This window comes from Bifidobacterium magnum (assembly GCF_000741255.1).
Classification (GTDB): Bacteria; Actinomycetota; Actinomycetes; order Actinomycetales; family Bifidobacteriaceae; genus Bifidobacterium; species Bifidobacterium magnum.
The window spans coordinates 299,770-319,633 of sequence record NZ_JGZB01000004.1 but is presented as its reverse complement, the minus strand read 5'-3'; the positions used below and the strand labels follow the sequence as shown (position 1 = coordinate 319,633).

Annotated in this window: 15 protein-coding genes, 4 tRNA genes and 1 pseudogene; 3 read left to right on the top strand and 17 right to left on the bottom strand. The window is 57.5% G+C overall.

Features of this window, described 5'->3' with window-relative positions:
- Positions 1 to 443 precede the first annotated feature (443 nt).
- The 5 genes from malQ to BMAGN_RS04900 form a co-directional block, all read right to left on the bottom strand.
- Positions 444 to 2,612 (bottom strand): 4-alpha-glucanotransferase, encoded by a 2,169-nt coding sequence (gene malQ, locus BMAGN_RS04920; RefSeq protein WP_022860418.1) that lies wholly within the window; start codon positions 2,610 to 2,612, stop codon positions 444 to 446.
- A 116-nt stretch (positions 2,613 to 2,728) separates the two neighbouring features.
- Complete coding sequence (locus BMAGN_RS04915; RefSeq protein WP_022860419.1) at positions 2,729 to 3,382, bottom strand: hypothetical protein; 654 nt, start codon at positions 3,380 to 3,382, stop codon at positions 2,729 to 2,731.
- Between the two features lie 115 nt (positions 3,383 to 3,497).
- The gene (locus tag BMAGN_RS04910; protein ID WP_022860421.1) at positions 3,498 to 4,139 is read right to left on the bottom strand and encodes an IMPACT family protein; all 642 of its coding nucleotides are present in this window, start codon (positions 4,137 to 4,139) and stop codon (positions 3,498 to 3,500) included.
- A gap of 29 nt (positions 4,140 to 4,168) precedes the next feature.
- Entirely contained in the window at positions 4,169 to 5,173 is a 1,005-nt protein-coding gene (locus tag BMAGN_RS04905; RefSeq protein ID WP_026502154.1) for a D-2-hydroxyacid dehydrogenase family protein, read from the bottom strand.
- 945 nt (positions 5,174 to 6,118) lie between these two features.
- Positions 6,119 to 6,206: transfer RNA gene (locus BMAGN_RS04900), tRNA-Ser, on the bottom strand.
- 109 nt (positions 6,207 to 6,315) lie between these two features.
- On the opposite strand from BMAGN_RS04900, the gene dinB reads away from it, so the two are divergent.
- Positions 6,316 to 7,593 (top strand): DNA polymerase IV, encoded by a 1,278-nt coding sequence (gene dinB / locus BMAGN_RS04895; protein ID WP_026502077.1) that lies wholly within the window; start codon positions 6,316 to 6,318, stop codon positions 7,591 to 7,593.
- Between the two features lie 69 nt (positions 7,594 to 7,662).
- Here dinB and dapC read toward each other — a convergent pair whose 3' ends face one another.
- The 12 genes and pseudogenes from dapC to BMAGN_RS04835 all read right to left on the bottom strand — a co-directional run bounded on the left by dapC (position 7,663) and on the right by BMAGN_RS04835 (position 18,782).
- Entirely contained in the window at positions 7,663 to 8,820 is a 1,158-nt protein-coding gene (gene dapC / locus BMAGN_RS04890) for a succinyldiaminopimelate transaminase (RefSeq protein WP_022860059.1), read from the bottom strand.
- Between the two features lie 137 nt (positions 8,821 to 8,957).
- A complete protein-coding gene (gene fdxA, locus BMAGN_RS04885; protein WP_022860058.1) occupies positions 8,958 to 9,281 on the bottom strand; it encodes a ferredoxin in 324 nt (107 codons plus the stop codon).
- Positions 9,282 to 9,383: 102 nt separating this feature from the next.
- Positions 9,384 to 10,889, bottom strand: a complete 1,506-nt coding sequence (locus BMAGN_RS04880; RefSeq protein ID WP_022860057.1) for an APC family permease — start codon at positions 10,887 to 10,889, stop codon at positions 9,384 to 9,386.
- Between the two features lie 384 nt (positions 10,890 to 11,273).
- Positions 11,274 to 12,529 (bottom strand): annotated as a pseudogene (locus BMAGN_RS04875) (FAD-binding protein).
- A gap of 63 nt (positions 12,530 to 12,592) precedes the next feature.
- Positions 12,593 to 12,763 carry a 50S ribosomal protein L33 gene (gene rpmG, locus BMAGN_RS04870; protein WP_003814458.1) on the bottom strand — a complete coding sequence of 57 codons (171 nt, stop codon included), beginning with the start codon at positions 12,761 to 12,763 and terminating at the stop codon, positions 12,593 to 12,595.
- 53 nt (positions 12,764 to 12,816) lie between these two features.
- Positions 12,817 to 12,890: transfer RNA gene (locus BMAGN_RS04865), tRNA-Met, on the bottom strand.
- A gap of 4 nt (positions 12,891 to 12,894) precedes the next feature.
- A tRNA-Thr gene (locus BMAGN_RS04860) sits at positions 12,895 to 12,966 on the bottom strand.
- A gap of 1 nt (position 12,967) precedes the next feature.
- A tRNA-Tyr gene (locus tag BMAGN_RS04855) sits at positions 12,968 to 13,049 on the bottom strand.
- Positions 13,050 to 13,276: 227 nt separating this feature from the next.
- On the bottom strand, positions 13,277 to 13,570 hold the full coding sequence (gene groES / locus BMAGN_RS04850; RefSeq protein WP_022860055.1) for a co-chaperone GroES: 294 nt from the start codon (positions 13,568 to 13,570) through the stop codon (positions 13,277 to 13,279).
- Positions 13,571 to 13,793: 223 nt separating this feature from the next.
- A complete protein-coding gene (locus tag BMAGN_RS04845) occupies positions 13,794 to 16,253 on the bottom strand; it encodes an LPXTG cell wall anchor domain-containing protein (protein WP_162176172.1) in 2,460 nt (819 codons plus the stop codon).
- Between the two features lie 423 nt (positions 16,254 to 16,676).
- Positions 16,677 to 17,870: a hypothetical protein gene (locus BMAGN_RS04840; RefSeq protein WP_155802536.1), complete on the bottom strand. Its 1,194-nt coding sequence runs from the start codon at positions 17,868 to 17,870 to the stop codon at positions 16,677 to 16,679.
- Between the two features lie 228 nt (positions 17,871 to 18,098).
- Positions 18,099 to 18,782, bottom strand: a complete 684-nt coding sequence (locus BMAGN_RS04835) for a GNAT family N-acetyltransferase (protein ID WP_022860053.1) — start codon at positions 18,780 to 18,782, stop codon at positions 18,099 to 18,101.
- Between the two features lie 100 nt (positions 18,783 to 18,882).
- Between BMAGN_RS04835 and BMAGN_RS04830 the strand changes: the two genes are divergently transcribed.
- Positions 18,883 to 19,065: an FmdB family zinc ribbon protein gene (locus BMAGN_RS04830; RefSeq protein ID WP_026502075.1), complete on the top strand. Its 183-nt coding sequence runs from the start codon at positions 18,883 to 18,885 to the stop codon at positions 19,063 to 19,065.
- A 65-nt stretch (positions 19,066 to 19,130) separates the two neighbouring features.
- Positions 19,131 to 19,862: an SAF domain-containing protein gene (locus BMAGN_RS04825; protein WP_081640903.1), complete on the top strand. Its 732-nt coding sequence runs from the start codon at positions 19,131 to 19,133 to the stop codon at positions 19,860 to 19,862.
- Positions 19,863 to 19,864: the final 2 nt, after the last annotated feature.

The following is a 19,864-nucleotide window of genomic DNA, read 5'->3' as shown; positions in this document are numbered from 1 at the left end:
CTAGGATCAACCATTTCCCACACCCACTACTCAAGAATGTAATGTATTCATATCTTAATGAGGAAGATTCCTAAGAATACGTAACGTATTAGCTCGCGAATCTATTTCGTTACGTTAATTACCTCTATTTTCGTAACAGGAATGACAGATTGGTTGAGAAACGTTACGCAATTTGCCTGATTTCCGTAATAAAAATGACAGATTGGTTGAGAATCGTTACGCAAATAAGCCAATTTCCGTAACAAAAATGATAGACCGGTTAAGAAACGTTACGCAAATACCCCAATTTCCGTAACAAAAATGACAGGCCGGTTGGAAACCGTTACGCAAACAGACAAGCAGGCCACAATTCCCATAACAAAACCCTCCTCATTCCTTATATAAGGAACATTCCTATATATAAGGAGCAAGGAGGGCGTAACTAGAAGAGCAAAGCGGAACTGTTATGCATTCATAATCTGTACCAAGCGCTGCAGGCGGTCGTTCGAGAACAGATCCTCGAGCAGAACGACATTACCGTTCTCATCGGCCAAAGGAATACGCCAGTTCGGGTACTCATTATTCGTACCTGGCTGGTTTTCGGCACGATGCTCGCCCACCGCATCCACAAATGCCACGGCCTTGAGCTTGCATGGAGAAGCCTTCAACGCCTTGTGCAAAGCATCAATAATATCTTCGAGTCGGCCTTCTTCATTGCCAAGAACCTGCGGGTCAAGGAAACCTTCGTCGCACAGCATTTGCAGCATAGCCTGATGCTCCGAATGGGCGCTGCTTTCGAACGCGATGGCGCTCTCCCCCAGCAGTCCCAGGCGTTCACGGATCTTGACATGCTCGTACTCCAGGTATCCGGCAGCCGGCGGCAAATCATGCGTATTGACGGAAGCCAGCGCATACGGACGCCAATGCTTGGGCGGAATGAACACGCCGTCCATCTGCTCGAACCATTCCACGGCGCAGCCCAAAATGCCGTGGTCGGTAAGCGCCTGCGCCACATTCGACGGCACGACGCCCAGATCCTCGCCGACCACCACGCCGCCGGCGCGCGTGGCCTCAAGCGCGAGAATGCCGAGCATTACCTTGTGGTCGTAATACACGTAGGCGCCGTCGACAGGTTCCTTGCCTTCCGGAATCCACCACAAACGGAACAGGCCGAGAATATGGTCGATGCGCACGGCGCCGGCATTCGTGAACATGGTGTGCACCATGTCGCGATACGTCTTGTATCCCGTACGTTCAAGCTCGATCGGGTTGAGCGGAGGCTGGCTCCAATCCTGGCCCTGCTGGTTGAACATGTCCGGCGGAGCGCCGACCGTGGCGCCTTTGGCGAAGCGTTCAGGATTCCACCACACGTCGGATCCCTGCGGATGCACGCCGACAGCCATGTCCGCCATAATGCCGATCTTCATGCCCACCTGGCGTGCGGCGTTCTGTGCGGCCTGCAGCTGCTCGGTGGCGATCCACTCGAGCCAACGGTAGAATTCCAGCGTTTCGGGGAACTGTTCGCGAATCTTGATGACTTCGGGCGAATCGCGGTTGTACTTGACTTCCCAATTGTCCGGATTGTTCTTCGGAGCGCCCCACTTGTCGTAGCACAGGCACCACGTCGCATACGCTTCAAGCTCGTTGCCGCAATCCTGCTTGTAACGGTCGAACTGCTCGCGGCGGTCCTCGCCCATGCCCGTCTGGAAAATGATCCACAGCGCGCGCATCTTCGCATGCCACATGGAATCGCGGTCAATACGGTGCGCGTCAATATTGTGTGGAGCGACGGACTCGTGCAATTCGCGCACCTGCGCCTTGAGATCGTCGGAAAGCGCGTAATATTCAGGAATATTTTCCGGGCAAATGTACGTAAAGTTCACGAACCTGCGCGACACGGGCAAATACGGCGACGGCGTCAGCGGGGACACGGGCTCGCCCGCATGCACGGGATTGATCAGCACGAAATCCGCATTCGACTTCATCTTGGCTTGCGTAAGCATCTCGCGCAGGTCCTCGAAGTCTCCCACACCCCACGATTGCGAGGAACGGATCGAATACAGCTGCGCCATCCAGCCCCACAATGAATGGTCCGTCATGGAATCGAGCAGCGGAATCTTCGCCGGGGCGCAGATAAGCGTGGCGTCCTCGGTACGGTCCGCCGTGCTCACATGCAAGGTGTGATAACCGGCCGGAAGATCGGCGGGAATTTCCAGTCGCTGCGTGGCCACGAAGCCGCCATCCACCGAATGGGCTTTGGCACCCACCACGGGCTCGATATGCAGCATGCCTGTATATGGCGTTCCATTTTCCAGCGTGATCGATGCGGTGGGCACATCCATGATGCCGATATGCACATCCACTTCGCTGGCTTCACCAACCGTATGGAACACTGTGGGCGACACGAGACGAGCATGCTTTTGCCGCAGAATCGACGCTATTGCCTCTTCAATAGCCTGCGGGGTGGATGCGTCGACGCCAAGAGCCGCCAAAATGTCCACGAGGACATCGTCGTCAATCTCGTGGTAGTCATGAGACATGCCCATGTAGCTGGTTCCGATAGACAGCATCTTCGCTAGCCGAATGAGCGGGCGCGCCAGACGCTGTGGGGATTCTGTTTGCTCTTCAGTCATATTGCCTAGTGTAAGCCCTTGGCGGTGCTTGAGAGCTCAGAAATTCGCATGAAGACATGCCCCTAGCATAATTTTGCGCACATGCGCGCCACAATGAACCGCAATGTCCGCAAAAATTATTCGCCAGCCGGCTCACAATGTGGATTGCTACGCGCGGCTTTCGCCACCTCTTCCACAGGATCCTGTGCCAAGCGCTGCAACGTCTGCGCGGCAGTGTTTTCGTTAAGCGCCACGGCCCTGCGCACCATGGTCGTCAAAATGGCGGGAGCCTTCTCCTCCATGCTCACACCCATATTCGCCAAAAAGTCAAGAGTCTGCGGATCCATCTGCGGATCCTGGGCGCCTTCCAAACGCATTTTCCAAGAAGTCCGGGGATTCTTCAGCGCCGCGTCGCGCACACGCGCCACAGGATCCTTCGTAAGGCGGCCGACAAGCCAGTTCTTGTCGTTCTCGTTGGCGGCCACGGCCTCACGAACATCGTCATTGGCGTCCTGCGAGAGTTTGACGAGCACATTCGGGAACGGCATCGTCTGTGCCAGGAACACACGGTCTTCAACAGGCGTGTGCTCATTGCCGGACACGGCCTCCAACAGTGCCGTCGCACGGGAAAACGCCGCCTGATCGGCACGATCCGGCAACGGACGACGTGCGAAACCGCTCAGCTCCTGCGCGTCCGTGGAATGGCGCAACCGTTCATAAGCGGCCGTCAACGGTTCAAAATGTTGGGTTTGCGCGGACTGGTCCGCTGGTGCTTGCTGTTCCTCGCTCATAATTCACCCATATTAGCGAAGCGCTCACCCACGGGCATGCGCATGTCATGAAGCGCAACTTGCGGATCGGCGGCGTCATCCCACGTCACCAACGCCGATTGATATCGCTCCGCGCTCACTCGACAGGGACGGGCTGGCTCATCATCGTCAATGGTTCGGGTACAACACTCGCATTGAAGGTTTCGCGAATACGCGACTCGAACTGCGCCGTCCGATCCTCGGGAACGGCCATCGTCAACGTGACGGTATCGGTGTATTGGGCGTCCGTTTCCTCCACCTGCATCACGCTAAGCAACTGGCGCATGTTGCCAAGCTGCGTGTACGACAGCGGCACCCGATAGATCTGGCATCGCACGATACACGCCAAACGCGCCGCTTTCACAGCCATCGCCGCGCCTGTCGCATACGCACGGATCAGGCCGCCGGAACCCAGCAAAATACCGCCGAAATATCGCGTAACCGTCACCACACAGTCGGTCAGGTCATTGGCACGCAACACATCCAAAATCGGCTTGCCCGCCGTACCGGACGGCTCGCCATCATCACTCATGCGCTCCATGAGCCGTCCCGATTCGTCCGTATACAGCGCCGCATACGCGACATGACGCGATTTGGGATGCATCTCGCGTATCGATTCGACGAACAGCAGCGCATCATCCATCGAATCGATATGGCAAGCGTCACCGATAAATTCGGACTTTTTCTCCACGAACGAGTCGTGGGCCGGCTGGGAAGCTGGATTCAGTAACGTTTGCATGCACACCTACGTTCCGCTGGAATGGAGACTTACTCCACTACATTAAACTCCTTGTTTTCGAAGAACGCAGCGATCGCACGCACCACTTGCTCCGTAATGCTCGCATACGCGCCATCCGTACGCCACGCGACATGCGGCGTAAGAATGAGCCCCGGAATCTTAAGTAGCGGACTGTCCATTGGCAGAGGCTCTTCGTCATACACGTCAAGAGCGGCGGGAATGTCACCTTTGGCAAGTCGCGCCTCAAGCGCGCCCGGCTCAATGATTTCGGCACGCGCCGTATTGATGAACATGGTTCCCGGACGCATGGCCGCAAGATTTTCCGCGGTAATGATGCCGCGCGTGCTTGGCAACAGCGGCAAATGCAGCGACACGATATCGGCCTGGGCCATCAACTGATTGAGGTCCTCCACAGGCGTCACGTCCATCGCCGCATAATCCTTGTTCGACGACGGCGACTTCCACGCCATCACATTCATACCGAAGCCCTGCGCAATGCGCGCGACAGTCTGCCCGATGCCACCCAATCCCACGATGGCGAGATTGCGGCCGTACAGTTCGGTTTCGGCCTTCATCGCCGTGTCCCACTCGCCTTCGCGCAGCTCATGGTCAAGCTCGCCCACATGGCGCGACAGCTCCATCATGAGCGCCACGGCAAACTCGGCGACGGCATGATTGCCGTAATGACGCACATTGCACACGCGGATCCCCAACGCATGCGCCTTGGGCAGGTCGATATAGCTCTGCACGCCAGTACCGCCAAACGCGATGCACTTGACATGATTGGCGGCCAAAGCTTCCAGCGCCTTGTCACTGATATGGAAATTGATTGCCATGACGGCGCTCGCGCCTTCGCAGCGTTTGACGAATTCATCGTCATCGAACGTGAAATCTTCATACATTTTCACGCGCGCAATATTGTTGAGCAGCGCAAAATTCTTTTTGAACGGCGCGATCATGCCAGGCATGACGCAAGGCATCGCGACAAGCGGCAGATCCGTACGATCCTGCTGGGTCTCATAAATTGTGGTCATACCGCCCACTGTAAGTGCGCGAGTCTGGAAAGTTGCTCAAAACTCCATGGGTGGCGTAATGGAACATACAAGGGGTGGCGTAACGGAACGCATCATAGGGGCCTAATGAAACGATGTCACGGAACACATGAAGGCCCGCTCATAAAATGCGCGCGACACGCAGGGGGTTATGCACTTCGTACCCCCGTTCTCGCATTCTTACGCTTACCTTTATGCCCCCAAACTAAATTGTTTGGCTTTCGTGAAGAAAGTTGCTCTTGTCAAGAAGACCTGCGTATAGTGTGAATCACGAAGCGGAAGACAAAGGCGTACCTCCGCTTCCGCTACGTACACAGGTCTCCTCCCAACGATGCGGGGAATACTGTGATTTTTTGTTATATACGCACGTTTGATGCGTGAAAATACGCGGTTTACTCGTTATTTGCAGTTTTCGTGAGTGAAAATCCGCGGGTTACTAATTAGTTGCGTAAAAATACGCAGATAATGTCTTACTTGCATTTTTCGACCGTTAAAATCCGCGGTTTCCTTCTTATCCGCACTTTTTGTGCGTAAAAATCTGCAATTTACTAGTTAGACGACGATTATTCACGTGAATTTTTGCAGATTACTAGTTAGTTGCGGTTTTTAGTCGAGACACGCCGCGGAACGCGAATGAAACTTGCGATTAAGACATTATTTGCAGATTTTCACGTGAATAATCGTCGTATTAGTCGTTATTTGCAAATATTTACGCGACAAAACTGCAGTTAACACGTAATCTGCGTATTTTTACGCGGTTAAGTAGCAAACCGCAAAATTTAACGGTCAAAAACCGCAGATAACGGGTAAACCGCGTGTATTTACGCAACTAACAAGTAAACCGCGTATTTTTACGGTCCAAAATAAAATCAGCATGCAAACGGCATGAAAAAAGGGTTCTCGCACAACCGGCAAGAACCCTATGGGCGGAGTCAGAGGGATTCGAACCCTCGAGCCGCATAAAACGACTAACACCTTAGCAGGGTGCCCCTATCGGCCACTCAGGCATGACTCCGAGTTACGCAAGCACATTCGTGCAGGCACAACAGTGAATGAGCATAGCACACTTCAAACGGCAAAACACCGTCTTTTCAAAAAAAATATTCTTGTTTTACCGTGGATACATGAGTAACGCGCCACGCAACGCAGCCGCGAACAGGGATTGGGGACACGACGAAACGGGTTGCACCGTGCTGCATATTGACATGGACGCATTCTATGCTTCCCTTGAAATTGCAAGGCATCCCGAGCTTTCCGGACGTCCCGTGGTCATTGGCATGGGCAACCGCGCCGTCGTCTCGGCAGCCAACTATGAAGCGCGCAAATTCGGCATCTATTCTTCTATGCCCAGCGCCAAAGCGCGCCAATTATGCCCGCACGCCGCGTTTCTTCCCGTAGACATCGCGTATTATCGCACGGTCTCGCACCAGATTTTTACGGACATTTTCAGCAAAGTGACCGACCAGATCGAGCAGGTGTCCGTCGACGAATGCTATATGGACGTGTCGGGCGCACTGTTGCGCTGGCATAGCACCACACAGATCGGCGCCTGGCTGCGCGCGCAAGTCGCCAACCATTTTCATATCACGTGTTCGGTGGGCATCGCGGCCAACAAACTCGTGGCAAAAATGGCGTCGACGAACGCCAAGCCGAACGGCATGCTGCTGATTCCGCGCGCACTCAGCGCCGAATTCCTCCAAATGATGCCACTTCGCGCCATTCCCGGGATCGGCCCGTCCATGGAACGCAAATTGTTGGGGTGGGGTGTCACTTCCGTCACGCAGCTCGCGCAGCTCAGCGAACTCGAGCTGGCGGGCATCGTGAAATCGCCCACACACGCACATCGTCTCTATTTGGCATGCCGCGGCATGGACGAGCGGAAAGTGACGCCATATACGCCCGAAAAGTCGATAGGCTGCGAGCGCACGTTCGACGAGGATACGCGCGACGAGTCCCGTGTGGCGGGATTGTTGCGCCATTGTTGTGACAAGGTGGCGCATTCGCTACGTGATCGTGGTCTGCTTGCGCGTACGGTAAGCGTGAAGCTGCGGTTCGACGATTTGAGTTACGCCACGCGTACGCGTCAGTTGGATGCTCCTACCGACGCCGCGTCGAAGCTGTTTCCGTTTGCGGTGGAGATGTTGCATGCGTTGCTGGGCATGGATCCGTCGCGCGCCGCCTATCGTGAGTTGCCGCGCGCGGTGCGGTTGGCGGGCGTCAGTGTCAGTTCGTTGACGGAAGCGTCACGTACGGCGGTGCAGTTGTCGTTGGACGACATGTTGGACGAGCAGCAGGATGAGCACCATAGCGAGGCCCAGTCCCAGCGTTTGCGTGAGGCTGAGCGTGCGCTTGATGCGGTGCGCAATAAGTTCGGTTCGGGCGCGGCCCATTTGGGCGCGTGAGTTCCGCGGCGGCCGCGTCCGTTTCCCGCAGACCGTTCGTCCGCGCCCGCGTTCCGACTGTCTATCCGATTATCCGATTGCGAGCCGTTGCGCCGCCTGCCTGATCTGTTCATCGGTCGCGGTGACGGAGAACCGCAAATATCGCGCATCCCCGTAGAATTCGCCGGGGCTGGGCACGATGCCGAGGTTGGCGAGTGCGCGCATGTCCTCCCAGCAGTCGCCGCTTTTCGCCTTGACCCATACGTAGAGCGCGCCTTGCGGCATTGTGGTCGCGTATCCGTAGGCGCGCAATCCTTGGACGAGTTCACCCAGACGCTGGCAGTAGCGTTCATATTGCTCGGCCACGGCCTGGCTGTCTTGCAGGCCCGCGACCATGGCGGCTTGTACGGGACCGGGCACGATCATGCCGATCTGTTTGCGCATGGCGCTCATATGGTCGAGGATCTGCTTGTCGCCGGCCAACAGCGCCGTACGGTATCCGGCCATGTTGGACTGCTTGCTCAATGAATAGAGCACAATGATGCCTTGCGCGCTTCCCGAGCACACTTCGGGTTGCAATGCGCATGGTGCGGCGTTGATGCCTCCCCCGCGCGCAATGCGCCGCACGTCGTTATGTTCCCAAGTCATTAGCGCGTAGCATTCGTCGGACAGTGTCACGGCGCCGATCTGGCGTGCCGCTTCCACGATGCGCGCCATTTGTGCGGCCGTATAGACGGCTCCCGTGGGATTATTCGGGGAGTTGACCCATACGGCTTTCACGCCCGGGTGGTGCCGCCATGAGTCCACGTCGGCCACATCGTCCACTTTCAGCACTTCCGCACCAGCCAGTTGCGTGCCGATTTCATAGGTCGGATAGGATACGCGCGGCTGGACGACCACATCCCCGGTCCCGAGCCCCAACAGGGACGCCATAAGCGCCACGGCCTCTTTGGAACCGACGGTGGGCACCACGGCCGCATCCACGGCCGCGAGGTCCACATGACGGCAATCATGGAACCATTGCGCCATGGCCTGTCGCAATGCGGGCGTGCCGATGGTCAGCGGATAGCCGCTCGCGTTTTCGTCGCCCGCGGCATTGGCGAGCGCCCGCTGGATGGAGTCGGCCACTTCGTCCACGGGAGATCCCACGGACAGGTCGATCAGGCCTCCGGGCACTTGGCGCGCGATGCGTTTGTAGGCGCCGATGCGCGACCAGTCGTATGGCGTGCTGAATTCGTGGAATCCCATGTGGTGCATCCTTCCTTTGTCGTTGCGTTGTCGTTGTGTCGCGCTCGGCCGCCCCCTACCTGACGCCAGGCAGGAGACGCCATGCGAGCGATATGAGCAATAAAAAAAGCGCTCGCACGAATGCAAGCGCTTGTGGATCAGTCCTGGTTTTGCGGAGGCAGGGCGGCCACTGCGGCCGGATCCTTGCCGAGCGGACCCGCGGCGGTGGCGCCGCCCAGGTCGCCGACCTCGTCGAAGAACTGCACGGCGGCATCCTTGTACCATTCCCACTCTTCGGGCAGATCATCCTCGTAGAAGATGGCCTCCGTCGGGCAGACCGGTTCGCAGGCGCCGCAGTCCACGCACTCGTTCGGGTTGATGTACAGCGAGCGCACGCCTTCATAAATGCAATCTACAGGGCACTCGTCCACGCAGGCCTTGTCTTTCACATCCACACACGGCTGTGCAATGACGTATGCCATGGGCATCTCCTTCTTACCTGAGTCTCGCGCGGACATCGTGTGCCCGCGCGTTCATACCAGGTTCCAGCCTACCGCGTGGCGTAATCAAGCGCATGTGCCATGTCAGGAATTTCGCAAAAGCTGCTCATCGAGCTCGCCTGTGCCTAGTCGCGCATGATTGTATCCGTAAGCGAAGTAGACAATCAACCCGATGACGAGCCATACGAGGAAGCGGATCCACGTGAGCACCGTGAGGTTGAGCATGAGGTACAGGTTGGCGATTGCGATAAGCACGGGGATCCACGGGTTGCCCGGCATCGTGAAAGAGCGGTTGAGGTCGGGACGCTTCTTGCGCAGCACGGGAATGGCGATGGCCACGAGCGTGAAGGCCGACAGTGTGCCGATATTCACCATGTCGCTCAACACATTGACGGGGAAACAGGCTGCCACAATGGCGACCACCACGCCGCATGCGATTTGCAGGCCGGCCGGCGTGCCGCGCTTGCCCGTTTTGGAGATGCCTCGCGGCAGCAGGCCGTCGCGGCTGATGGCGAAGATAACGCGCGTCAATCCGAGCAGCAGCACCATGACCACCGTGGCCAGGCCCAGCATGATGGCGAAGCTGATGATCTTGGCGGCCCAGGAAGCGCCTACGAGTTCGAAGGCCGTGGCCAGCGACGGGTTCTCCACGGAGGCGAGCTGCTTGTAGGGAACCATGCCCGTGGTCACTACGGCCACCAGCACATACAGCACGATCGTGATACCCATGCCGGCGCCAATGCCGAGCGGCACGTTGCGCTTGGGGTTCTTCGTCTCTTCCGAGGTTGTGGCGATCACGTCGAAGCCGATGAACGCGAAGAACACGAGCGCCGCGCCGGACAGGACGCCCGAAATGCCGTAGATCGACGGTTCGTGGTGCGTGAGCCATTGCACGAGCGGCTGCGTCATCGTGCCCGTGGTGGTGGCTCCCGGCACGTCGGAAGCGGGTTCGGACGGCGGAATGAACGGCACGTAGTTGGAGCTCTTCACATAGAAGAAGCCGACCACGATCACGAACAGCACCACACCGATCTTCAGGATGGTCATGGCGCCGTCCACGCGCGCGCCGATCTGCGTGCCGAGCACGAGCAGGATCGTGAAGAACGCCACGATCACAATGGGCGCAAGGTCAAGCGTAAACGAGCCGATATGGATGTTCGTGTTCCATTGCACACCGATCAGGCGCATGAAATCGTTCAAATAGACGCCCCAGTATTTGCTGATCACCGAGCTGGCCATCAGCATTTCCAGAATGAGGTCCCAACCGATGATCCAGGCGAGGAACTCGCCCAACGTCGCGTACGTGAACGTGTATGCGGAACCTGCCACGGGCATGACCGACGCGAATTCGGCGTAACACATGACCGCCGCTCCGCACACGACGCCGGCGACAATGAAACTGATGATGACGGCGGGTCCCGCGTGGAATGCCGCCGCCTGCGCTCCTACCGAGAAAATGCCGGCGCCCACGGCAACGGCTACGCCCATTACCGCAAGATCCCACCAGCCGAGATTACGTTTCAGCGAGCGACCCTCTTCTTGCGTCTCCGCAATCGTCTGCTCTACCGATTTCGTTCGAAAAATCTGCACGAGAAAACTCCGTTTTTCCACTGCTTCATACCTCATTTCGGGCGCAGTACGGCCTGAATATGAGGTTCGTTTTGGTGTGCCATCGGGCACGGCAAGACGATTATTCGAGGATCTTGTGGATTCGAGTGCCGCCGTCTCGTGAACGGTAACGCACTATAATCGACTTATTTATCTGACATACAAGATTGGCAATTGTTTGTTACATTGACAAATTGAAAAATGGTCATGGACAATCGACCGTTTGTGAAAAACGCTGAAATTGCAGTGGAATACGAAATTATTTGTGAGATACAGAAGTCCATATAATGAGATGTCCCGTATTCCGCAGGTCGAAGACCACGGGATACGGGACTGTTAACGTGCGTGACACACCATGACGGCCGGTCAGTCGATCGAGAGGCCGATCAATACGGGTTCGGGTACGAGGCGCACGCCGAACTGGACTTCCACGCCGTCACGGACCGTGCGGGCGAGGGCCATGATGTCGCCGCTTGTGGCGCCGCCACGGTTCGTCAATGCCAACGTGTGCAGCGGCGAGACGCTTGCGTGGGCGTGATCGTTGATGCGGTAGCCTTATGGAAGCCCGCATGGTCGATAAGCCACGCCGCGGACGTCTTGACGCCCTTGGAACCGTCGGGCAGCACTGCCTGGAAGCGCGGAGCATCCTCGGGAAGCTTGTCGGCCTGGCCCTGCGTGAGGATCGGGTTCATGAAGAAGCTGCCGCAGCTGTGGCGGTTGTAGTCGTAATCCTGCTCACCGTCGAGCGCTTCGACGTTGGCGGCCACGCAGGCCTCACTCGAGGCGCCGGCGCAATCGGCGTGCTTGACCTGCTGCTCAATGGCCTCACGCACATTCGCCGGACGCTTCGTGTCTTGCATGGCGGGCAGACGGTAACGCGTGGCGTCCTCGAGCATGCCCTTCTGTCCGCGCACGTGCAGCACGGCGTTGCGGATGTCGCGGATCGGAAGACGGGCTCCCAGTTCCACGCCCAGCGCCTTGGCGAGCTGCGCATAGGAGACGGTGCCCTCATTGCTGTGGTGCAACGCGAACGTCACAGACAGTACAATGAAACGCGGGGACGGGAAGAAATGCGCGGCGGGCACGGCCGGCGCCACATACATGCTCGACTTGAGCGCGCTGGTACGGTATCCGAAATGCAGGTCCGCATTGGACAGTTCCTTCGTCTTCTTGTCGGCGCGGTCCCACACTTCGACGGATTCGACGGTTCTCGAGACGTCCTGTCCATATGCGCCGATGTTCTGCACCACGCTGGCGCCAACGGTGCCAGGGATGCCGGAAAGGCCTTCCACGCCCTCCAGGCCGAGGCCGACGCAGAAGTCCACAAAGTCGTCCCAGTTGCATCCCGCTTCGGCGTTCACATGCACGGTGGTGTCGCCGCCCTCAACGGGGGCAGCCTCATCAGGAACGGTAATGTTGCGGCGCGTATCGCGCACCACCACGCCTTCGAAAGGCTCGTCGGAGGCGAGGATGTTCGATCCTCCGCCGATCACGCACAATGGCAGGTTCTTGCTGTCCGCCTCCTCAATAGCCTCAATAACGCCGACACGCGTGGTCGGTTCCACGAACTGTTCAATAAATCCACCAACACCCATGGTGGTAATTTCTGCAAATGATGTCATAACGCCTCAGAGTAACAAAAAACCCGACCGTTGTGGTCGGGTTTTGAGTTCAGCAGATACTGATCAACGAGTTTCGCGGTGAACCGTCTGCTTGCCGCAGCGCGGGCAGAACTTCTTGAGCTCAAGACGGTCCGGCGTGTTACGACGGTTCTTGGTCGTGATGTAGTTACGCTCCTTGCACTCGGTGCATGCCAGCGTGATGCCCGGACGAATGTCGGCGCTCTTGCTTGCCATTGAATTCACCTCTTGTGTTCGATTTCCCCCGGGCCATTGTGGCCCGGTCTTTGTAGCGAGAAAGAGACTCGAACTCTTGACCTTACGATTATGAGTCGTACGCTCTAGCCAGCTGAGCTATCCCGCCAGAGAGCCTCGAGTGAGAATTGGACTCACGACCTCTTCCTTACCAAGGAAGTGCTCTACCACTGAGCTATCGAGGCGTGGCGGATAGTGGATTCGAACCACTGAAGCATAAAGCGGCTGATTTACAGTCAGCTCCCTTTGACCGCTTGGGAAATCCGCCAAGCTACCCTGCTGAGAGGCTGACCTCTCAACCGGCAACTTGGCTAGTATGCCACGCTCTGTGCGATTTTGGCAAATGTCGGCGTGTCGCACGCTATAAACAGGCCCAAAACGGCTCAAAATGGCCGCTGCGACACACACCCCCGAAAAATGCGAAAAGCCAATTGTTCCAACGAACAATTGGCTTTCCGTTTACGCCATGCGCCATTGCGGACGCAAAAACGGCGCTCAGTTAAGGATCGCGAGCACGTCGCGAGCGGAAACGATCAGGTAGTCTTCGCCCTTGTAGCTCACCTCAGTGCCACCGTACTTGGAGAACAACACCTTCTGGCCGACTTCAACGTCCATCGGGATGCGCTCACCCTTGTCGTTGCGACGGCCCGGACCCACGGCGAGCACTTCGCCCTGCTGCGGCTTTTCCTTGGCGTTGTCCGGAATGAACAGGCCCGAAGCGGTTTGCGTCTCCGGCTCAGACTGCTTGACGATGATCTTGTCTTCCAACGGTGTAAGCGAGATCGACACTGTGAACCCCCTTTAAGAGATACGAATACAGTTACCGCGCAGGAACTGTGCCATTAGGAAGCTGACGAATTACCCGCTGACGCCTTTCCGTTGCGCTGTTCGCTATGGTAGCGCGATTATTAGCACTCTGCCAACTCGAGTGCTAACGCTCTGAGAGCAATTTAGCCCCCGCGCGCTTGCCGTTCTGGGCAGGGCGCGGGGTTATTGCCGTATTGGCCGGGTATCAGGCGAGTTTGCGCTTGCGCGCAACCAGCAACCCCACGCCAAGAGCCAGCGCCACAATGCCTGCTATGGCGAGGCCAAGCACCGAGGAACCCGTTGTGGCAAGCGGCGATTCCTGGCCGTTTGCACCATCATGCGAACCGTCGTCAGCGCCCGTTCCGGCATCCGGATTATCTGGCGTCTCGCCCGGAGCCGCCGGCTCGGCCGGATCGGTTCCCGGGTCGGACGGATCCACCGGCGTGTCCGGCGTATCCGGAGTGTCCGGATCATCGGGCTTCGTCTCCGTGTTCGCCACGCGCCACAGCTGCGTGCCGTAGAACGGGTTGGCCGTGCCTACCAGCAGGTAGTCGTCCGTCGGGCAGAAGATGCGCAGACCATGGTTGAAACGGTCGCCAAAGCCGTCATCGGACACGGTGCTTATCTGTACTCCGTTACCGTTGTCGGTAATTTCGAACAGGTTGAAGCCGCGCTTCGACTTGGCCAAGTACGGCAGCGACTTGAAGAAGGCCGCGAGATTGCGTGCGGATGCCAGTTTGAGCAAGGTCTCCATCATCTTGGTGAAGCTCTCGGGAACACCGTCGATCGAAGCCGCAAGGTCCACGAGTTCGCCATAAGTGTTGGAGAAGTCTTCGCTCGCCGTTTCGTCGAGAGCGGCGGACAACGAACCAAGCGAGTCGTTGATGCGGTACAGGTCGTCAATGGTCTGGGCGTCTCCAACACTGTCGGGGACAATGCTGCCGTCACGGATGCCGTCGACAAGCGTGGCGCGGTCGGCATCGCTGAGCGTCACGGGTTCAGCTTCCTGCACGCTGAACATGGACGCGCCGCTCTTGCCGGCGTTGTCATTGGCGCGCGCCACGGCCCAATCGACCAGGGCCTCGGGGTCGTCAGCCGAAGGCTTTGCCTCAGTCGCTTCCACAGTCTCACCCGTCTCACCTTCACGCAGCGAATACACGGCGGGCTTCTGAGCGTCCTTGATAAGGATTTCCACAAACGTGCGCAGCGCATTGAGCGTGGTAGTCCATTCCTGCTTGCTCATATGCAGAATGTCGCCATTCGTGAACTGGGCCATGGGCTCGAGCAACGTGGTCGTGTTCATGGTGGACAGGTACATCTTGCCCTCATGTACGGTTGTCTGCCATGTGTACTGGTTCATGTGGTTGTCAAAACCGCTGCCCAGGCCGGTGGAACCGCCCTGCGGGAACTGCTCGGTCGGGTCTCCAACGAGCATCTCGACATTCTCGTTGGCGTCCATGCGGTAGAGGTTGATCGACTGCTCCAGGTTCGTGGCCTGCGTCACGAACTCCTGATGCGTGGCGAATCCTTGCAAAGCGCTGGAGACGTCGTTGTAGTCGCCAATGTAGAGATGATCGCCATACACCTGCAGCGTGCAGGCGCCGGCCGCGATACGCTCAGGATCCAAGCCATAGGAGTAGCGTGCGCCCTTTTGCGTGTCACCAGCGAGCGCCCTCCACGACCAATCGGCCGCGTTGGTGGCGTCGCCATGGTTCTCGCCCACGTAAATGGCGAAGGAACGCTTGGTGCCCGTCTCCTCGTTTTCCGTGTCCGCGGAGCCCATGCAAATTACCACATACAGTTTGCCGTTGTATTCCTGCACTTGGTAGATGCCGCCACCGCCATTGACGTCGGAGCGCTTGACAGCCGGCAGGTTGTCGAAGGTCGCGGAATCGGCGATTGTCTTCCAGGAGGAGGGGTCCGACGGATTGTTGGAGGGCCACGAGCGATGCGTTGCCGCCATCGGCGGTAGCTTGACGTCGCCCGCGATCAGCGTGTTGCCAAACGAGCCGAGGGCTCGCGTGGAGGTGAACACCTTGTTGTTCACGAGCTGACGGAACCCGTTCACATCCACGCTGTTGTACACGCGCGTGAGCTTGTCGCCATTGTTCGGATCGATTTCATATACGCAGGGGAAGCCGTTCTGCATGGCCATGGCCATCTGGATTTCTCGTTGTGTCAGCTCCGGATTGTTCGTATCCATGATCATGCCGACAAAATAGAGTTTGCCGTTCATCTTGTAAGCGCTGCGGAACGTGGGGATAATGCCCGTTCCTCCATCAATGCCCTGGCTTTGGGACATGAGGATTTTGGTTTCGCCCGTTTTTACGTTGAACTTGAACAGCACACCGCCGGCACTTTTGCCGTCCGGCTCACCCTTGTACATATGTCCCGAATACATGGCGTCAATAAGCGAGGAGGCGGCTTCGGGAGAAATTCCCATGCCGCCAATGCCCGAGTTCAGGATGGCGTTGACGCCCAAGCCGCCATACATGGTGCCAATGTAGACCCAGTCGCCTTCCGACTGCGCCGCATAGCTATACGATTGGCCGCGGTCTCCCTCGCCGTCAGCCAAAGTGTCAATATTGCCGCCGCCTACATAGTCGACCACACCGTCGGTGGTCTCAAGACCTTTGGTGGGGTGGCTCACTTTTTCAAACGTCATGCCGTTCCCATTCAAGGCAACATAACTATTGGTAATAAGATTGTTGAGATCAGTGGCTTCCCGGGCCGAGGCACCCACCGCGCCGCTCATAAGCATGGCAACCGCGGAAACTATACCTACGGCGGAAGCGAACCGCTTCTTCATACGTATTTCCCATCTTTCCAACCTGTATGCACCGCCGGACGGTACTGCATAGTTGACGAGGCATGTTCATTTTCACTAGCGGGTAAACCATCACTGCGGGCAACCACGCCCGAGCATGACATCATCGCCCGTCATCTACTCACTACAGTAATGAAAGAGCGTTGGGAAAGCACGAAAAAAATGTCCATATTGCCGACGCTTCTTACGAGACCTCCACATAAGAAACGTCACAATATGGACAATAAGACATTATTGGCACAATTGTCGCATAAATGCGTATCAGTTGCCGCGTCGGGCGAGAATGGAATCGAGGCTCGTTCCCAGCGAGTCAGACGACTGGGTCGGCGCATCCACGGCGCTCGCGGATTCGGCTTCATGGAAACCGGCAGAATCATTGACGCCTACTTGGGAAGCGTTCTGGGAAGAAGCCGGTTCAGATGCAGTCTGGGCGGCAGCGTTGCCCTTGGAGGCGCCTTCCGGTACCAGCAGCTGTTCATGCTGCTTGCGTTCTTCGGCTTCCTTGCGTTCGCGGGCTTCGCGCGCCTTGCGTTCTTGTTCTTCGGCAAGACGTTTGCGCATGGCGGCGGCTTCCTGGCGTGCACGCTGGGCGGCTTCGGCGAGTTCGCGTTCCCTCGCCTGGGTCTCTTCCTGCTGCGCCGCCGGCTCTGCCTTGGACACTTGCTTCATCGACTTGATTTCGAGGCTTTCCATGTCCACCGCAGCATTGTCCGGCAAAGGACGGGCCTCGCCAAGCGAGAATGAAATAAGATCCTGCGCAATATTGTCCGCCACGCTGTCTCCCGTGGTAAGCGTCTGGGAGCGCGGTGCCAACGTACCGGCCTCGGGCTTGGGATCTTGGTGCATGACGAGCTGGGCCTGTTCATTGGTCTGCTGCTGCATGGCCACATGCACGTTTTCCACCACCACTTCGTTCACCACAGGATGCTGCGCCTGCTGCTGTGCCTGGCGCATCGCCTGCTGCAAGCGGGACCGTTCCTGCATGACGCGCATCTTTTCACGCTGGGTGTCGCGGATGGCGCGGCGAATTTCGCGCACTTCCATCACGTCCGTGGCCTGTTCCTGGGAGGGGGCGGCATGAACCTGCGGACGCTTTGCCGCTTCCTTGGCTTGCGCGGCCTGCTGGGCAAGCTTGATGCGTTGCTTGGTGGCTTCGGTCCGGCGCTTGTGACGCTGTTCTTCCTTCGCCATGCGCTGGGCCATTTTGCTTTCCCATGCGCTGGCCTGCTTGTTGGCCTGCACGCCCATGACGAGGGCGGCCGCGAGCAACGCGGCGGGAATCAGCGCGAACAACGGGCTGAAATGCAACACAAAGGCGAGTACGAGCACTACAACCGCGATGGCGAACAGCACTGCACACAATACCTGACGGCGCCGAATGGCCGCCCTGCGTTGAGCGCGCACCTGAGCAATATACGCGCGGTTTTTCTCCAAGCGCGTCTGCGTCGATGGCATGATTGCCCCTTTCACCTTCGGCGTGCCTTCATCGGAAAAATTCGTGCCGCTCTCTTCATCCACCAAATGCAGGGATGATGAGTAGCGATCCTCCCGATGTTTGATTACCTGCTTCATGCCTTTGACCGTCCGCCGCGGCAGCCAAACAGCTAACAGAATAACGAGAATCGCCACCACTACAAGCGCGCTGAGCGATTCATATCCCATAGTCTTCAAGAATAAAAGAAATCATGACAACATGTGTGACTTTTCTCCTCGCGTGTCGCCCAATAATCTGGCCGTAAACCCGCCGGGAGCATCACTCGAGATCAAGCTGTAACACTCGTGGCCTTTCCACTCGCCCCGTATATACATATATTGCCGTCGCACCCCTTCATATATCGCCCCGACTTTATGAGCAACGCTTTGAGAGCGCTGATTACTAGGCACAATATCAATTTCCAGCCGGTGCAACAAAGGTCCTGTCTCATAAAACAGCGCCCAGTCGGCCACTATGCAGACAGCCAATGGTGTCAATCCCCTGCCGGCATGATTGCGGTCGATCCAATACCCCACAATTCCCTCGCGCATGGAACCGTAAGATATCGCACCCAGTGAAATTTGACCGATCAAACGCCCTTGCTGGAACATGCCGAACACCACGCCCGTTCCCTCACGTTCCCCACGGCGCAGCATACGGATCCACTGCGCGAACGTCAGCCCCGGCCCGTGCAACGGATCCTCGGATTCCCAGGGGGCGAGCCATTGCGCGTTGGCCTCATGCACGCGCATCCATTCGTCTTCGTCGGAGTACCTGAGCGGACGCAACATGAGTTCGGGAGCCAAGGCTGGCGACATGAGCCGTTCGGGAACAGTGAACATGGGCATATTGCGGCGTTCCCACGCATCCCGGACATATTGAAAGATTCCCACCGTTGTATTGTGCCACGGATCGGCTGAAACTGTCATGGCAGGTACTAGGATAAATGAGGATTATCCAGATGAGGCGGAACCGTTGGCGGAAGGATTGGAAGTGCCTAACTATCACTATCGTTGCAAGGCTTGTGGCTACGATTTCACAAAACATCAGGATTTTAACGACGAGCCGATCCATGTATGCCCCGTTTGCGGCAAGGAGGAAGTCCGCAAGGTCTATTCCGCGGTTCCCATCAGCTTCAAAGGCTCGGGCTTCTACCGTACGGATTCGGGAAAGTAAGACCAGTTTTCCACACAAGCCCGTGCGCCTAGACAAACAAGGCGTTGCAAGGTCACCATATCGTTATGGTGACCTTTTTTCATAGTGAACGGGAACGCAATACCGGCGCCACTTCCCGTAACGGGCGCAAGCGCATGCTATTGCGCCAGTCCTTGGTGGCACAGCGAAGGTTGCGCCGCATAGTGGCCAGCATATGCGCCATAGGCGCGCTGCTAGCAGCGCTGATCACGGTGGAATCGTCCACGCGCATGATGCCCGCCTTGGTGACGACCAATGCCGTACACCAAGGCGAAACCATTGACGCCGCCGATGTGGCGCAAACGCGCATCCCCTACCATATGGCGCTCGAAGACGCCGTCACCGCAAGCGATGCCGTTATGGGCATGGTGGCTACAGTAAGCATTCCCGCACACAGCGTCGTGACGTTCTCCATGGTCCAAAACGCCCCGCTGCCCCAGTCGGACGCCACCATTGTGGACGTGAAATTGGCAAGCGCCACCGATTCATTCCCCGTCGGCTCGCGAGTAGCGCTTGTCACGGGAACAGGATGCGAGACCCAGCAAGCGCAAGAATCCCAACAAACACAAGGCAAGCAAGCCGCACAAAGCGCAAAAACGCAGGCGTCCGGCCAAAATTCCGCCTTCGCCGGTTCCTGCACGCTCACCACGCAGGCGCTTGTTATGGGAAAAGCCCATGTCGATGACATGGGCTCTCCGCTGACACCTATGGCGTTACCGGCAAGTGACGCGCTTGCCGTGATCGGCGCTTCGGGGCCGATTATCGCGGTGCAACAATAATC

Coding starts and splice junctions, on each gene's coding strand:
- BMAGN_RS04825 (WP_081640903.1), top strand. CDS start 19,131: ATGGTGACCTTTTTTCATAGTGAACGGGAACGCAATACCGGCGCCACT.
- rpmG (WP_003814458.1), bottom strand. CDS start 12,763: ATGGCAAGCAAGAGCGCCGACATTCGTCCGGGCATCACGCTGGCATGC.
- dinB (WP_026502077.1), top strand. CDS start 6,316: ATGAGTAACGCGCCACGCAACGCAGCCGCGAACAGGGATTGGGGACAC.
- dapC (WP_022860059.1), bottom strand. CDS start 8,820: ATGGGATTCCACGAATTCAGCACGCCATACGACTGGTCGCGCATCGGC.
- BMAGN_RS04840 (WP_155802536.1), bottom strand. CDS start 17,870: ATGCCATCGACGCAGACGCGCTTGGAGAAAAACCGCGCGTATATTGCT.
- BMAGN_RS04915 (WP_022860419.1), bottom strand. CDS start 3,382: ATGAGCGAGGAACAGCAAGCACCAGCGGACCAGTCCGCGCAAACCCAA.
- malQ (WP_022860418.1), bottom strand. CDS start 2,612: ATGACTGAAGAGCAAACAGAATCCCCACAGCGTCTGGCGCGCCCGCTC.
- BMAGN_RS04845 (WP_162176172.1), bottom strand. CDS start 16,253: ATGACGTTTGAAAAAGTGAGCCACCCCACCAAAGGTCTTGAGACCACC.
- fdxA (WP_022860058.1), bottom strand. CDS start 9,281: ATGGCATACGTCATTGCACAGCCGTGTGTGGATGTGAAAGACAAGGCC.
- BMAGN_RS04910 (WP_022860421.1), bottom strand. CDS start 4,139: ATGCAAACGTTACTGAATCCAGCTTCCCAGCCGGCCCACGACTCGTTC.
- BMAGN_RS04905 (WP_026502154.1), bottom strand. CDS start 5,173: ATGACCACAATTTATGAGACCCAGCAGGATCGTACGGATCTGCCGCTT.